The organism is Maricaulis sp., from assembly GCF_015665295.1.
Classification (GTDB): domain Bacteria; phylum Pseudomonadota; class Alphaproteobacteria; order Caulobacterales; family Maricaulaceae; genus Maricaulis.
The window spans coordinates 163087-178457 of sequence record NZ_JADFAJ010000001.1; the positions used below are offsets into that span (position 1 = coordinate 163087).

Annotated in this window: 11 protein-coding genes, 1 tRNA gene and 1 riboswitch; of the genes, 3 read left to right on the forward strand and 9 right to left on the reverse strand. The window is 64.1% G+C overall.

Annotated elements, in window-relative coordinates; genetic code table 11:
• Nucleotides 1-19: 19 nt before the first annotated feature.
• Both QZZ02_RS00770 and QZZ02_RS00775 read right to left on the reverse strand, forming a co-directional pair.
• On the reverse strand, nt 20-2014 hold the full coding sequence (locus tag QZZ02_RS00770) for a prolyl oligopeptidase family serine peptidase (RefSeq protein ID WP_291841621.1): 1995 nt from the start codon (nt 2012-2014) through the stop codon (nt 20-22).
• Between the two features lie 155 nt (nt 2015-2169).
• Nucleotides 2170-5307 (reverse strand): TonB-dependent receptor, encoded by a 3138-nt coding sequence (locus tag QZZ02_RS00775; RefSeq protein WP_291841622.1) that lies wholly within the window; start codon nt 5305-5307, stop codon nt 2170-2172.
• A gap of 322 nt (nt 5308-5629) precedes the next feature.
• On the opposite strand from QZZ02_RS00775, the gene QZZ02_RS00780 reads away from it, so the two are divergent.
• Together QZZ02_RS00780 and QZZ02_RS00785 are read left to right on the forward strand one after the other, a co-directional pair.
• Nucleotides 5630-5704, forward strand: a tRNA-Val gene (locus QZZ02_RS00780).
• A gap of 167 nt (nt 5705-5871) precedes the next feature.
• A complete protein-coding gene (locus tag QZZ02_RS00785) occupies nt 5872-6954 on the forward strand; it encodes an Mrp/NBP35 family ATP-binding protein (RefSeq protein ID WP_291841623.1) in 1083 nt (360 codons plus the stop codon).
• A gap of 6 nt (nt 6955-6960) precedes the next feature.
• Here QZZ02_RS00785 and QZZ02_RS00790 read toward each other — a convergent pair whose 3' ends face one another.
• The 5 genes from QZZ02_RS00790 to QZZ02_RS00810 all read right to left on the reverse strand — a co-directional run bounded on the left by QZZ02_RS00790 (nt 6961) and on the right by QZZ02_RS00810 (nt 12622).
• On the reverse strand, nt 6961-7722 hold the full coding sequence (locus tag QZZ02_RS00790; protein WP_291841624.1) for an ABC transporter ATP-binding protein: 762 nt from the start codon (nt 7720-7722) through the stop codon (nt 6961-6963).
• Entirely contained in the window at nt 7719-8699 is a 981-nt protein-coding gene (locus tag QZZ02_RS00795; protein ID WP_291841625.1) for an iron ABC transporter permease, read from the reverse strand. Before QZZ02_RS00795 ends, QZZ02_RS00790 begins: the two co-directional genes overlap by 4 nt.
• Nucleotides 8696-9562, reverse strand: a complete 867-nt coding sequence (locus tag QZZ02_RS00800) for an ABC transporter substrate-binding protein (RefSeq protein WP_291841626.1) — start codon at nt 9560-9562, stop codon at nt 8696-8698. Before QZZ02_RS00800 ends, QZZ02_RS00795 begins: the two co-directional genes overlap by 4 nt.
• Complete coding sequence (locus QZZ02_RS00805) at nt 9498-11396, reverse strand: TonB-dependent receptor (protein WP_291841627.1); 1899 nt, start codon at nt 11394-11396, stop codon at nt 9498-9500. The genes QZZ02_RS00800 and QZZ02_RS00805 overlap by 65 nt, the downstream gene beginning before the upstream one ends.
• Before the next feature lie 112 nt (nt 11397-11508).
• Nucleotides 11509-11704, reverse strand: a riboswitch (cobalamin riboswitch).
• Between the two features lie 33 nt (nt 11705-11737).
• A complete protein-coding gene (locus QZZ02_RS00810; protein ID WP_291841628.1) occupies nt 11738-12622 on the reverse strand; it encodes a WecB/TagA/CpsF family glycosyltransferase in 885 nt (294 codons plus the stop codon).
• Nucleotides 12623-12770: 148 nt separating this feature from the next.
• Between QZZ02_RS00810 and QZZ02_RS00815 the strand changes: the two genes are divergently transcribed.
• On the forward strand, nt 12771-13010 hold the full coding sequence (locus tag QZZ02_RS00815; RefSeq protein ID WP_291841629.1) for a hypothetical protein: 240 nt from the start codon (nt 12771-12773) through the stop codon (nt 13008-13010).
• Here the strand turns inward: QZZ02_RS00815 and mnmD are convergent.
• Both mnmD and QZZ02_RS00825 read right to left on the reverse strand, forming a co-directional pair.
• A complete protein-coding gene (gene mnmD / locus QZZ02_RS00820; protein ID WP_291841630.1) occupies nt 12995-14749 on the reverse strand; it encodes a tRNA (5-methylaminomethyl-2-thiouridine)(34)-methyltransferase MnmD in 1755 nt (584 codons plus the stop codon). The two genes, QZZ02_RS00815 and mnmD, sit on opposite strands and share 16 nt — an antisense overlap.
• Complete coding sequence (locus QZZ02_RS00825; RefSeq protein WP_291841631.1) at nt 14746-15312, reverse strand: alpha/beta hydrolase; 567 nt, start codon at nt 15310-15312, stop codon at nt 14746-14748. Before QZZ02_RS00825 ends, mnmD begins: the two co-directional genes overlap by 4 nt.
• Nucleotides 15313-15371 lie beyond the last annotated feature (59 nt).

Genomic DNA, 15371 nt, shown 5'->3' on the forward strand with positions numbered 1-15371 from the left:
GTGTCAGTTCGGTACCGACCTAGATGCCGCCGGGACCGCACTCATTTTCGAGGAAACCGAGAAGCTCGGTATAGAGCGTCATGCGGTGATCGAAGGTGAGCGTGTTGTCGAAGTGATCGGCGCCTTCCAGAACCACAAACCGATGCGGCTTGTTGAACCGTTCCAGCTGCGCGACGAATTGCTCGGAGTGATAAATCCGGACACGCTGGTCGAGATCACCGTGAACGACGAGGATCGGAATATTCACGTCCTCGGCCCGATTGATCGTATTCATGCCGGCATAGCCTTCTTCAAGCATGGCACGACCGACCCGGTTACGGGTGAAGAATGCCCGGAACTCGATCGGGTCGCCCACACCGGCACCAGCTATTGCACACTGGTAGATCTGCGGGGTGCGGATGGAGGCCGCGAAGGACGAATAGCCGCCAAAACTCCAGCCAAACATGGCCATGCGATCCGGATCGACCAAGCCTTGCTCAACGAGGAACTGGGCGCCATCGTCCATGTCGTCGGACATGGCCCCCCCCCATTCACCGAAGGAGGACTGCCAATGGTCATTGCCGTGGCCGGTGGTGCCGCGGAACAGCGGCTCGAGAACCATGTAGCCATTATTGGCCAGCAGCTGTCCCCATTCGTCGAATCCGGTCGTCCGGAAATTCACCCAGGGTCCACCATGCGGCAGGACGATGAGCGGGAACGGCCCTTCGCCATTCGGCACCGTCAGATAGGCCGGGATACGACGCCCGTCGCGTGCCGTATACTCGATGTATTCGACATCGGCCAAGGCTTCGGCCGGCAGGGTCGGACGCTGGTTGCCGATCACCTGCAACTCGCCGTTGGCCAACAGGTAATAGGTTCCCGGGTCATCCCCGCTGACAGTGTGGATCACCATCATTTCGCTGCCGCGTGAACGGCTGGAAATCGTGACTTCCCGCCCCGGGAAGGTCGCCTGGAGCTGCTGATACAGCGCCTGCTCTTCCGGGTTGATGAAGGCGATCTGACGCTCGCCATCGCTGTCATAGAAGACGAAGCCGAGAAGCTCACCCGCTGTGGCCGGGTCGGTGCTGTACCAGCCACTGTCGATGTCCTGGTGAGGCACGCCCTCGAGCATATCAGCCCCGAACACGCGTTCGCCGAAGCTGCCCGTCACGAGGTTGAACTCGTAAACGCTGGCCGCGTCCTGGCCCCGATTGGCCGAAACGAACAGCATGTTCGGATTGGCAGGATCGAAATCGATGATGGAGAAGGATTCGTTGCGCTCTTCCGCATTGGTCCGGAACAGCTCGACCCATTCGCTGGTTTCGCCCGGGGCGCGGTGCCAGTAAATCGATTCACGGGTTGAGGGCTCGAAGGATTGGGCAATCCGGATATTGGCGTCGTTGTCGAGGCGGTATCCGCCCAGCGTCGAGACACCGCGCATATAGGTCTGCATGCGCATTGTATCGACATTGAGAACCCGGAAGTCCGGCACAAGCGCGGTCATTGAACGACCACTATTGCGAATGTCGTCGGCGTTCATGTCCTCATAATTCACCTCGGCAGTGTAAATGAGGATCTCGTTCGGCCGGTCCGGCAGCGAACTGTAGAGCTGGACATCGTCGAACAGCTCGCGGAATCGTCCGCGCCCATCAGCACGCACAATGGCCTGCTTGGACTGGAACACGCCTGCGTTTTGCCCTTCGATACGGCTGCGGACCTGCTGCATGAAGCTCACGCGCAAATGCTCGTCGCTGACCCAGGAAAAGCCGGTGATATCCATGCGATCGGAGCCGAGACGCACCGGCTCTCCGCCGAGATCGTCGGTTTCGCGTACCTCAATATAGTAGTCGCCGGTCCGGTTCTGGGCCACGCGATAGGCGAGATAGCGACCGTCGGGTGAGAGCGACACATTGCTCATCACCGGTCTGGTCGCGAAGGCTTCGATCGGAAGCGGGTCCTGGGCGTGTGCGGGCACGCCGGAAATGGTCAGCAGCGCAGACAGGCCGACCAGGAAAGCCGTGGCTAGGTGACGCATAGTTACTCCCCGTTTGGCTATGCGGTGATTGTGATAGGTGGCCCACGGTCGCGTGACACCACCTCCTTGTGCGCAAACGGCGCCGTGGTTGCCCACGGCGCCGCCCACAAATGCCGGGATCACCTGCGGCGAACCGCAGGTGATCTTTCAAGTGCTTAGAAGCGCTTGGAAAGGCCAGCGAAGAAGGTACGGCCGTAAACGTCGTAACCCATACCGATCACCGCGTTCGCGGAGTTCGGAACACCTTCGTTGCTGTCAACGATCGGCGGGGATTCGGAGAAGACGTTACGGATACCACCCGTGACCCGCCACGTGTCCTGCTCCCAGGAGAGCGAAACATCATGGAAGATCTTGGCATCGGCTTCCTCGACGTCACGGAAGCCTTCCTCGAAGTAGACGGCACCATTGGCTTCGTCGATGAACTGACGCGTACGGATCGCATCGATGTCATCTTCCTGCCATTCGCCGATGTAGCGGGCCGACCAGTTCAGGCCGAAATCACGCCAGTCAAGATTGGCGGTCATGTTGCCCTGCCACAGCGGGTAGCCGTAATTGCCGCGGAAGGATTCGATCGGAGCCGTATCCTGGTCAGCAAACACGTCGCGACGGTTGGACGCGATGTAGGTGGCGACACTGTTGACCGAGAAATCAGCCTGCGAACCGAAGAGCGTGAAGTCGGTGCTGAAGCCGACGTTCAGGTCAACACCATCCGTCTCAATCCGGCCAACGTTCACGAAGCCGGAATTGATGCGGGAGATGAAGTTACGCGACGGATCGGTCGACGTCGAGCGGTCGATCAATTCACAGAACGGTGAATTGAGGTTGGTCGACTGCACGATGCACGAGTTCAGGATCAGGCCGGTCGTGGGCTCCTCGATGGAGTCCTCGATCTCGATCTTGAAGTAGTTCACCGCGATCCGAAGATCGAAGGCGTCGAACCAGGGCTGCTCGACGATGAAGCCAGCCGACAGGGAGTCAGAGGTTTCAGCGTTCAGCTCTTCAAAACCACCCGAGACAACGGCGATCGAAGTCGCGCCACCGATGCCCAGCGAGTCAACATCCGCACCCTGCAGCAGGCAGTTGTTGCGGATACGGGCCTGGTCATCAGGGTCATAACCGTTGAAGGTCGAAGCCACACACGGGTCAGAGAACGCGCTTGCGAACGACGTCTGACCACCGAGGAACTGCTCACGCAGGTTCGGTGCACGGAAGGTCGTGCCAACCGTGGAGCGCAGCGTCACCCACTCGAGCGGGCGATACAGCACCTGGCCGCGATACGTCCAAAGCGAACCGTAGTTCTCTTCGTCGGTGTAGCGGGCAGCGGCGGTGAAGGAGAGCTCTTCAGCGAACGGCATGCCGGCCAGGACCGGGATTTCCGTCTCAACGAAGAATTCACGCGTCGTGGTGTTGCCGACCGTGTTGCTTTCCGAACGACCCGTGCCGGAGGCAGAGGTGATCAGATAGCTGTTCTCGGTGTAGATTTCGTCTTTGCGGTATTCGAAACCGAACACCACCGGGACGGTACCAGCCGGGAGGTAGGCCACGTCACCAGAGAAGGCAGCCTGGAACATGGACTGCTGGATCAACGTACGCGTGGAAGCAAGGCCACCCGCATAATCGAGGAAGTCCTGCGGCAGCTGACCGTTAATGTAGATGTCCGGATCGGTGATGTTGAGCGGGACACATTCTTCTGCGGTGATGAAGCCGAACAGGTCACCCGGGACCGATTCACAGCTGAACGTGCCGTCACCATTGTCGGTGACGTTGTTGAGAGCGGCAGAGACGCGCTCTTCGTTCAGGGTTTCCTGCGTATCGATACCGACATTGCGGTCATACGATGCGTAGAAATCATAGGTCCAGTTGTTCAGACCGATGCCGAAGCTCTCGCCACCGAATTCACCCTGGATGAAGTCCAGATTGCCGCGGATGCCACCGAGACCACGGGTCGCGGTCACGTCGACATTGATCGGGCCGAGCGTGTTGTCGATGATCGGCGTCCAGACGAGACCACCCAGGCCGGCACCTTCAAGAATGCCGCGGAACGGCTGACGGCAGGAACCTGCATTGGAAAGGACCGGATCGGCAGCCAGGAACGGGTTGTCACACTGGATGGCCGGGAAGATCTGGTTGCGGCCAGCGTAGATTTCCTGGGTACGACCGGAGTGCAGGGCTTCGAAGTAGAAGTCTGCATCACCGAGCATGTCGAGCGAGTACTCACCATTCGTGAAGAAGGAGTAGCGCTGGACACCCTGGGCCAGATCGAAGGCGCCCTGGCCCGCATTGTTGTTGTAACGCGGATCATAGAGCCAACGCGAACCGAGGTCGTCACCGGGGCCACCCGGCTGCGAATTCGTCGGGTAGACGTTGAAGCCCGAACCGTTGTCGAAATCGAAGGTCAGGATACCGAAGTCCTGGCCGAGGCCCGGATCATCGACCACGCCGAAGAACACCTGATACGGGTCCAGGAACATGTTGCCGAAGGAGTTGTTTTCGCAAATTTCGCGAATGGTGCCGTCAGCCGGATTGACTTCGACGTCACGGGTGCAGAGTGCGGAGAACTTGCGCTCGCCGCGACGCACTTCGTCACGATTGAAGTATTCGAAACCGAAACCGATATAGCCGCTGGAATTGCTGACGCCGGTCACGATAGAAATCTGGCGCTCTTCACCGCCGCCATCTTCCGGATGGGAGAAGAAGGTGTCGATTTCGATGCCATCGAACTCGGTGCGGGTGATCACGTTGATCACGCCGGCAACGGCGTCCGAACCATAAACCGAGGACGCACCGTCGGTCAGGAGGTCGTAGCGCTCAACGATACCCGACGGAATCAGGTTCAGGTCGGGACGGGTCGGTGCGCCACGCACACCGGCCGGACCAACGCGGCGGCCGTTGAACAGGATCAGGGTACGCTCGGCGTCCAGACCACGAAGGCTGACGGTCGAAGCACCCGGACCGGAATCGGTCACCTGGCCGGTAAAGGTATTGTCGAACTGCGTACCGGCAGCGACCGAGGTGCGCTGGACGATGGACGCGGCATCGATCAGACCCGCTTCACGTGCGGTGTCAGCATTGATGACCTGCAGCGGAGACGGGCTGGAGAAGGTATTGCGGGCGATACGGGAACCCGTAACGACAATACGCTCATCCGTGCTTTCGTCTTCATCTTCTTCAACTGCGTCAGGAACTTGCGCGACTTCCTGTGCGTAGACTGGCGAAATCGCCAGGCCTGCAACAGCGAAGCCAGCAAGCATGGTGGAGCGCAGCAGGCGCTCCCGATCCCAGATATTGCTCACGATTGTACCCCTTTGTTACGTGTCACCCGGATCCACTTTGGCGCAGAACTCGGGATGGTCGGGTTGACCCCTACCTCGTGCAACTATGTAGAAGGCGCTCACCCGAAGAAAGTGACAGAGACGGTATTGCCGCATTTCCGTCTCAATTGTTGCAAAAAAGTCATACGTTGTTCAGCCTTGGGACACATACCGGAAAGGCTGTCCGGCGGTGGTTGAGTGACATTTCGGGCTCCGGCCCTGCACGCCCTCTGCAACCGGGTGTCAGAGACGACTTGCACTCCGCGAAAGCTGAGGTTAGAACCCCGGCTCTCTTGAGACGGATGGGCGATTAGCTCAGCGGGAGAGCACTTCGTTGACATCGAAGGGGTCACTGGTTCAATCCCAGTATCGCCCACCATCAAGTCTCAAGCCGGTCGGGCCCTGCGCACACCCGGCAATCTCCCTCAGGTCGGAACCAGCCGCATCGACCGTCCGGCTTTGCGCCGAATGCGTCAGCGGCCTGCGGCTGCCGCTTTAACCGGCGCGCGGGAAGGCCTATCTCAGCCGGGCAACCGGAGGCCCGACATGGATACCCGCCTGACAGCCGCACTCAACACCATTATCGAGACCCAGTCCGGGCGCCCCCTGGTCGATGCCGGGCGTATTGAATCGGCAGCAGTCCGGGGTGATACAGCGACCGTCGTTCTGCGCGCGCCGGTCGCCGGCAAGCCGGACCTGGACAGGCTCAAACCCGACATTGAGACCAAGCTGACCAGGCTTGACGGGATCAAGCGGGTCCAGGTGATCATGACAGCCCACCGTGACGAAAAGGCCGCCCCGGCCCGCCCCGCTCCCCGGCGCAGCGGCCTATCGGCTGGCGCCAAACCGGCCAAGCGCATCATCGCGGTCGCGTCCGGCAAGGGTGGGGTCGGCAAATCCACCATTGCCGCCAACCTGGCTGTGGCACTCGCCCGCACCGGACTGAAGGTCGGCCTCCTCGATGCCGACATTTACGGCCCTTCGGCGCCGCGCCTGTTCGGCCTCACCGATGTCGCAGGCCTGCGCAAGACCGATTCCGGCGTCCAGCCGATCGAGGCGCATGGCGTGAAGATTGTCTCGATGGGCTTTGTCGTGAAACCTGGCGCCGCCGTTGTGTGGCGCGGCCCCATGGTTCAGGGCGCCATCCGTCAATTCATGATGGATACCGACTGGGGTCAGCCGGACGTGCTGATCATCGACATGCCGCCTGGCACGGGTGATGCCCAGCTGGCCATCGCCCAGGACCTGCCGGTCGATGGCGCGGTCATCGTCTCGACCCCGCAGGACCTGGCCCTCGATGACGCCCGCAAGGCAATGAGCCTGTTCGAGCAGACGCATGTCCCGTTGCTCGGCATGATCGAGAACATGAGCGTTTTCCTGTGCCCGCATTGCGGCGAAAGCAGCCATATATTCGGTGAAGGCGGTGTCCGGGCCGAGGCCGAGCGGATGGGGCTGGCCTATCTCGGCGACATTCCGCTGCACCCCGACTTGCGGGCCCGCTCCGATGCCGGCCAGCCGGCCGCGCTCGACGACGGCCCTGTCGGCAAGGCTTTCCGCAAGACGGCCCTGGCCGCGCTCGACGCCGCAGAACAGGCGAACAAGCCGGCGCCGGAAATCGTCTTCAGCTAGTCAGTTTCAGCGTTTGAGACGAAGCCCCCCGGCCATCAGCCCATCCGGCGCCTCCACACCAAACACATCGGCCAGAACCCTGGCGGTCAGCGCCCGCTCGGGCGCTCCGTCCGCGACCACGCGGCCCTTGTCGAGCGCGATAATGCGGTCGGCATGGCGAACGGCCAGATCGAGTGCATGCAGGGCGACAATTACCATAGCGCCGCGCCGCGCCTCGGCGGCGAGTATTTCCAGCACGCCCAGCTGGTGGCGTGCATCAAGCGCAGCAGTCGGCTCGTCGAGCAGTATGACCGGCGCCGCCACGGCCAGTGTCCGCGCCAGCAATACCCGTGCCTGCTCACCCGACGACAGGGTGTCGAAACCGCGCCCCGCGAGATGGCTGGTTTCGGTCCGCTCAAGCGCAAGGTCGACAGCCGCTTCATCGTCCGCCGTCAGCCTCCGTAGCGGTTTGAGATGCGGGATACGTCCAAGCGCGACGAGGCGACGGGCGGAAATCGGCCAGGCCGTCCGTCCATCCGGTGGCAGGTAGGCGATGGACCGCGCCCGCTCCGTCTCGCCGACCGACGCCAGCCCGTGCCCGTCGAGACGGACCTCGCCGGTCGCGGGACGCGCCAGCCCGGCAGCAAGGCGCAGCAGGCTGGATTTCCCGGCACCGTTCGGCCCGACCAGCGCGACCAGCGCCGGTCCTTGGATTTCGAGTGTCAACGTATCGAACAGGCCGGCATCGCCGGGCCGATAGCTGATGGCGTCGAGGGAAAGGCGTGTCATGGCGCGCGCCTCTGGGATTGCCGGACAAGCCACAGGAAGAAGGGCGCGCCGATGAGGGCTGTCAGGACGCCGAGATAGAGCGGAATGCCCGGGCCGGAGAACAGCCGGGTGGCAAGGTCGGCGAGCACGATCAGGAGGCCGCCGCCCAGTGCTGACGGCAGGACCAGCGCGCCGGGCCGGTGCTGAACGAAGGGTCGCAGGACGTGCGGCACCACAAGCCCGACGAAGCCGATAGCCCCGGCCACAGCGACGCCGCCGCCGACGGCCAGCGCTGTACCCATGATCACCGCCAGTCGCAGCCGGCCCAGCCCGATCCCCAGCGAGCGGGCGGTCTCCTCGCCCAGCCCCAGCGCGTCCAGACCGCGACCGAGCGGCGCCAGCATGATCAGACCGGTCAGGATCACCGGAGCGGCGAAACCGACCTCGGTCCAGCTGGCGTCGTTCAAGGACCCCATCAGCCAGTACGCGATCTCGGCGAGCGCCCAGGGATTGGGAGCAAGATTCATCAACAAGGCGGTGAAGGCCCCGGCTGCAGCGTTCACCGCGACCCCCGCCAGGATAAGCGTTGTGGCTGTCGCGCCCTGCCCGGCAATGACGAACAGCGACACGACGCCGAGCGCTGCACCGGCAACACCGGCCATTGGCAAGGCCAGCGCGAAACTCGCCGAAAGTCCGAAATACAGGCAGACCACGGCGCCGAGCCCGGCGCTGGCGGACACGCCGACCACACCGGGATCGGCGAGCGGATTGCGGAAGAAGCCCTGAAGCACCGCCCCGGCTGCGCCAAGCCCGGCGCCGATCAAAATCCCGAGAATAACCCGCGGCAGGCGCAATTCTCGCAGGACAAGCGCATCCAGCGAGCCACTTGTATCGAACAGGGCGGCCGGTCCGGCCCCCCCGCTGGCTGCGAAGACCGCAGCAAGCGAGGCGAGGAGCAGGACAGTGCCCAAGAGGGCATTGAGCTGCCAGCCGGTCATCGATCCGCCTCCCAGGCGTCAATCGCGTCGGCGATGAGCTCGGCGGCGTCAATCAGGCGCGGACCCGCGCACGGCCACAGCCCGGCCGGGATCTCGGCCCGGTCCGGATGATCCAGCAAGCGGCGGTAGGCGGCATGCCGCCGGGCCCTGTTGAAAGTGCCGGCATAGCCGTCGATGAAGAAGCTTGTCAGGACGATGTCGGCTTCGAGTGTGAGGGCGAATTCCGGGTCGGACCGGGTCCAGCCGGCAGCGCCGCGCTCCGCAACGACATTGATGCCGCCGGCCGCCGCGATCGCGGCATCCACATAGGTACCCGCGCCGGCCGATCCGCCCGAGGCGCTGAGATAGGCCATGCGCGGCGCCTGCTCGCGCCCGCTCGCCCGGCGCGCAAGCGCCGCAAGCCGGGCATCCAGCTCCGCGATCGCGGACTGTGCCCGATCCGGCTGACCCAGGACCGATCCCAGCGCGCGGAGATTGCCGCGTACAGCGTCGAAATCATCCGCCCAGGCCAGTTCGAACACGTCGCGCCCGGATTGTTCCAGCAGGCGACCTGTTCGCCCGGCCTCTCCGGCTCCGAAAACGGTCAGGTCCGGCGCCAGTTCCAGCAGGCGCGCCGCATCCGGCCACGCCTTGGGCAGGCCGCGCGACCAGGGCGGGGCGGACGAGACCGGCTGGTCGACCTGCCAGGACAGGGCGGCAATCGACTCCATCGGAACCACCGCCAGCACGTAGGCGTCGGCACACAGCGAGGCCGAGGCTATGCCGGCATGCGCCGTCACCTCCTGGGCCAGGGCCGGACTAGCCATGACTGAGGCGCAGGCCGAGATACAGGCCACGACCCGGCGTGTGATAACCGAAGACATCCTGATACTCCTCGTCGAGCAGGTTTTCCCCGCGCGCATAGATTTCGATCCCGGGCCGGATATCCAGACCGACCCGGCCACCCAGCAGGGTGTAGGCACCCAGCCTCACAGGCTGATAGGTCCCGAAATCGGTATCGGTCTGATCGCCGGTATGATCCAGTGTCGCGGACGCCGACACCGGTCCGTCGACCGGTGCCCAGGCCAGGGTCAGCGAGGCCAGGCGCTCGGGGCGCCGGATTTCGGCAACACCGTTTTCCTCGCTTTCAAGCAGGCTGAGCGAACCGGATAGCGACCAGTCGACAGTGATCGACCAGAAGCCGGAAATCTCAACGCCACGACGTTCGGACTGCGTGCCGGCATTCAGCGCCGTCGACGGGAAAGCGGAGAAGTCGGTGTAGATCTCGTTTTCCAGTTCCGAACTGAAATAGCTGACCGACAGGTTGGCGGCGCCATCGGCCAGGGTCTGGTCCCAGGCGAATTCCCAGCCTTTCGACTGTTCCGGTTCAAGACCGGGATTGCCGACGAAGAAGTCCGGGAAAAAGCCGAACAGCTCATAGACGCCCGGGTTCTTGACCGCCTCGCCGAAACTGGCCCGCAGGCGGCCATCGACGCCGTCAAGCGCCCAGCCCGCCCCGACGCGCCAGGTTGTTGAATCCTCGAACAGGTTGTGGGCCTCGCGGCGGACCGATGCTGTCAGATCCAGGTTGCCGCGCGAGAATCCATAGTCGAGTGCAAGGGCATCGGACTGCAGTTGCCGGCTCTGGTTCGACCCGGCGGCGGGGCCGGAATCGGACTTGAGCCGGTCCTGGTCACGCTCGACCAGACCGGTGAGGCGGTGTCGAAACGGTCCTGTCTCCCAATGGCCGGTCACCTGGTAGTGGGCCTGAAGCCGCTGCCCCAGCGCCCGCGAAGTCCGGGTGCCCGCTGTCAGCGATTGCGCCGTGTCATCGGTGAGTTGCGCGGCAGCCTCGTGGCTGAAGCGAACCTGGCCGAGGGTCTGTTCACCCAGCAAGGCCATGCGCCCGAGCACGGTCTCGCTGACGGTATGAAGGTCGACATTGTCGAGCCGCCCGTCGAAATCCGTGTCGCTGTCATAATCGGAGCCGCTTTCGATACGGCGCACGGAAGCTTCGACGCGCACCGTTTCGCTGAAACGATAGCCGCCGGAAGCCGCCATGACTGTATTGTCGTAGCCATCGGTCTCACCGCCCAGTCCGGCGACATCGATCCCGTCACTGGCATAATTGCTGAAACTGGCTGTGAGCCAGTGCTCGCCCAGCTCGGCCCCGCCCTGGAAGCTGACCCGCCGCGTATCGAAACTGCCCGCCTCAAGCCGCAGGCCGGCATCGATTCCTCCATCCGGCCGGACGGAGTTGAGCCGGATCACGCCGCCGATCGCATCGGCACCCCAGAGGGCTGACTGCTCGCCGCGCGCAACCTCGATCGAAGCCAGGTCGTCGAAGACATAGTGTGAAAAATCCGCCTCGCCGGTGAACGGGTTGGAGGCCTCGACCCCGTCGATCAGGACGAGCACATGATTGGCCTCGGCGCCGCGCGCCCGGATCTGGGTCAGCGAGCCCGGCGCACCGGACCGTGAAATCGCGAGCCCGGGTACAGCCCGCAAGGCGTCGGCCGCGAAAGTGGCCCCACGCGCCTGCAGCATGTCGGCATCAAGCAGGGTGATGCTGGATGTTGCCTGGTCCGCCGGCAGCGCAATTCGCGCCGCCGTGACAAAGACGACATCCTCGTCGCCAGTATCCTGGGCCAGGACGTGGCCGGGAAGGCAAAGACAGGTGGCCGCCAGGCAAAGCCGGTGCCAGTTCTTGATACGCATATGCCGCGTCTCCATAGCATGGGCGCCGGTTCCCGCACGGGTCACCGGCTGGGTGCAAAGGAGTCGTCAAAAACGGGTATCACCGCGCCGGTCTCGTGAGCTCCCGCACGAGCGGACAGACGACAGTGACGGCAGGTCTTCCGGCTTGCGGGTCAATGCAGATGAAGCGCCTTCCCAGGATCGCCCCCAGTGGCCTCTTGCTTCACCGCTCACCGCCTACGGCTGCGGGAACAGCGCTGGACTTGGCCTCGCGGCCTGACCAGCTTCCCTATTATTCCCGTGAGGGAACCATCACGGCGCGGACGCTATGCCGCACGGCCGTGAAAGGCAATCGGCGGGGATCAGTCGCGCGTCGCGAGCTGGCGCTCCAGATTGCGGATTCGCAGATGGAGATTGCGTTCCTTGGTGCGTTCGGGCGAGCCGAGCGCCAGTTCCAGCTTGCGCATGGAATGGCGGGTTTTGCGCCAGCGGCGCCACAGCAGCACAATCTTCGGGCCTTCCACCAGATACCGGCGCCACATCCGGGCGGGCTCCTGGGCGAGGCGATGCAGCCATTCCAGACGGGCCTTTTGCATCCAGACCGGCGCGCGCTCCACGGCACCGGCGAGAAAGTCCAGCGAGGCCCCGACGCACAGGCCGACCCCCGTGCAGTCGCCGCGGTCGAGACAGGCTTCTGCGATCATCTCCTGTTGCGGTGAACCGACACAGACAAACGTGAAGCGCGACGGATTGTCGGCGACGAATTTCGCGCAGGCTTCTACAGCCTCGCGATTCTGACGCAGCCCCATGGGCGGCTCGTGCCAGCGTACATCCTTCAGGCCATATCGCTCGGTGACGGCGTTGATCACGGCCTTGTCGCCGCCGATAATGGTGATGGGCAGCTCAGGGTCGATGACGGTGTCGAACAGGCGGGCGGTCAGGTCGGAGCCTGGTGTGACGTCAATCGTCTCGCCGGAAATCTTGCCGATCAGTTCGAGGATCCGGCTGTCACACACCGTCAGCCAGGCCTGCGCGTAGAGCGTGGCCAGCACGGTGTCGGTCTCAAGCCGGACCAGATGATCGACATTGGGCGTGACGACAAAGGCAAACGGGCTGGCGGCGTCGCGCTCGGTAATCCTGCGCATCGCAACATCCATGCTGATCTTGTCGAACGCCGAGTTCAAGAACCAGACATGTCGCGAACCGGAACGCCGATCGACGAAACTCTCACCCGTAGTCATGACCATGCGGCACCACTCTTGTCTCGATACGCGTCAGATCGCGCGCTTGCCCGCGTGCCGTGCAAAACCCGCGCCGGATTTTTGCGATGACCCTGCATCCAATCGCATGATCGGCGGCATCTCAGATCGAGACGGTGGCTTGAAGGGTGACGAGATGGTGACGAAATCAGCGTTGATCGCCGGTCTGTTCGGCAGCGCGCTCGGCCTGCCGGTTGCCTTGCCCTATGCCGTTGGCGCGTCGGTTTCGGTCTCGATCGGACCCGTCGCAGTCGAGATATCGCGGTCGCATGGCGTTGATTTCGATCTGGATGTGTCCTGCCTGGTCACTTCCTGCCCGATCGCCATGGTGCAGTTCCGATCAACCGACGCGCCGGACTATCAGCCCGTCGTCTGACCGGCTTTCCGGGCGCGCCGCTGGGCAAAGCGTTGCGGCGCCAGCGCCACCCGCCCGTCCATTGCCAGCACCGATGCGCCACCACTCAAGCGGCTGACCAGGTCTTCGGCCAGAAGCGGCGCATGTGCAAAGCCTCGTGAGCCGAGGCCCGACAGTATTGAAACTCGCTGGTCGAGCGCGCCGACAATCGGCAGGCGATCCGGTGTTGAGGCCCGCACGCCGCTCCAGCGCTCGCAAACATCACCCAGCGCCAGCCGTGGCATTCGCGCCGCCACGGCCTGCCGGAAGCCGGCTTCAGCCGCCTCATCGGGCGCCGCCCGTTCGCCGCGAACATGGGTCGCGCCGACCAGCACGCCCGCCCCGGCCCTGCACGCGTAATGGCCCCAGCTGACCGGCGCCTCGGGCGCCCGCCCCTCGAACACCGCGACCTGTCCGGCACTCGCGGAAACGTCGCTGCAGACCGCCGCGCTTCCGGCGCCTGTGGCGATGACCAGGTGCGCCGCTTCAAGTCGGCACACATCATCCTTGTCGAACAGGCGCACCCCGTCAGCCGAGGCCTCATGACGCCGGAACTGCCAGTCCTGGCGGGCGCATCCGCCAATCAGGCCAGCGACCAGACGCGACGGTTCAAACCGTCCGCCGCAGCGGATCAGGAGTTGATGACCCTGCCAGTCGAGATGGTCAGGCAACCACGCGGCGAGCACAGCAAAGCGCGCCGCCTCGCGTTCATCCCGGGGCAGGCGGATCACCGGGTCGGCGTGAAACCCGTCGCGGCCATCATAGAGCCGGCGCGCGAAATCGAAGGCCGCCATTGTGGCGCGGACATGCGGACGGTCGGCCTTTTCCAGGCGCGGCGTCAACAGGCCGGCAGGTGCATTCGACGCCATGCCGGGCGCGCCGGGCTGGTCGATCAGGACTGTGTCGATACCCCGCGCGGTCAGGGCATGAGTCAGGCTGGCACCCGCGATGCCGGCGCCGATCACGGCAACCGGACCACCCTCGAGCGGCCGTGCCCGTGCAACCGCCTCTCCGGGCCAGATCGCCTCCAGTCGTTCGCGTTTTCGGCCGAAGCCCGGCTGTTTGGCAACGGCGAACCCGGCCTCGGCAAGACCCCGCCGGACAAAGCCGGCAACGGTGAAGGTTCCGATCCGTGCGCCCGGGGCTGACAGGGCACCAATCCGGTCGAAGACGGGCTGCGACCACATGGCGGCATTCCGGTCCGGCGCGAACCCGTCCAGGAACCAGGCGTCGACCGGCCCTTCGATCTGCGCCAGCGCCGCCTCAACCTCGTCCTGGAAAACCGTGATGGCGAAACGGTCCTCGGGGAAAACCAGACGCTGCGGCCCTCTAAGACGGCTCGGCCATTGTGCCAACAGGCAACCGGCGAGTCCGGCGAGTTGCGGCCAGGCGGCAAAGGCCCGCGCCGCTGCGGTGCGGTCGAGCGGGTGTTTCTCGATCGAGACGAGGTCCAGCCAACCGTCCGCCGGGCGGTTGTCGCGCCAGAGCTGCCACAGGCCCAGCGCGTTGAGACCGGTCCCGAAACCCAGCTCGCCAACGGTATAATTCCGTCGCCCCGCCCAGGCCTCCGGCAGGCCGCAGGCGCGCAGGAACACGGCACGCGTTTCCTCCAGCCCATCCTCAGCCGAGAAATACACATCCCCATAATCGCTGGCACGCGGGCCGCCGTCGGCAGACCAGTCGAGCACGGCGGGCTGACAGTAGAGCCCGTCGGTCGTCATTCCGGCGTCGCACCGAGAGACTGGGTGAATTTGGCGAAGGCCATCAGACCTTCCGGCCAGGGACCATGACCACTCTCGGCCTCGAAATGTCCGGCCTCGCCGGCATTGCCGAAACGTACGCCCCAATCGCGTGCCCAGGCTTCCGCCTTCATGAGATTGCAGGTCGGATCATTCGAACTGGCCAGCATCAGGCCGGGAAAGCCGAGCGGTTCACGCGGCACCGGATCGAAGCCGTGATCGCCGTACCTGTCCTTGAGTTCGGGACGCTCCCAGTCCGAAGCCCCCACGAGGAACGCACCGGCAACCTTGTCGCCCAGGGCCGGAGCCGCGTGGGCGACGGTGAGTACACCGACCGAGTGCGCAATGAGAATGACGGGCTTTTCGGCTTTCGCGACCTCATCGATCAGACGTTGGGCCCAAGCCTCGCGCCGGGGGCGATTCCAGTCATCCTGCTCGACGCGGCGTGCCGTCGACATCTTGTCCTGCCAGCGGCTTTGCCAGTGGAATGGCGAGGCGTTGCCGAGACCCGGCACGATGAGAAGTTCACTATCCTTGATTTTCATGCCGACCTTCTAAACCCAAATCCAGCGTCTGCCAGCCCCGACTTGGTAAGCGGTTGCAC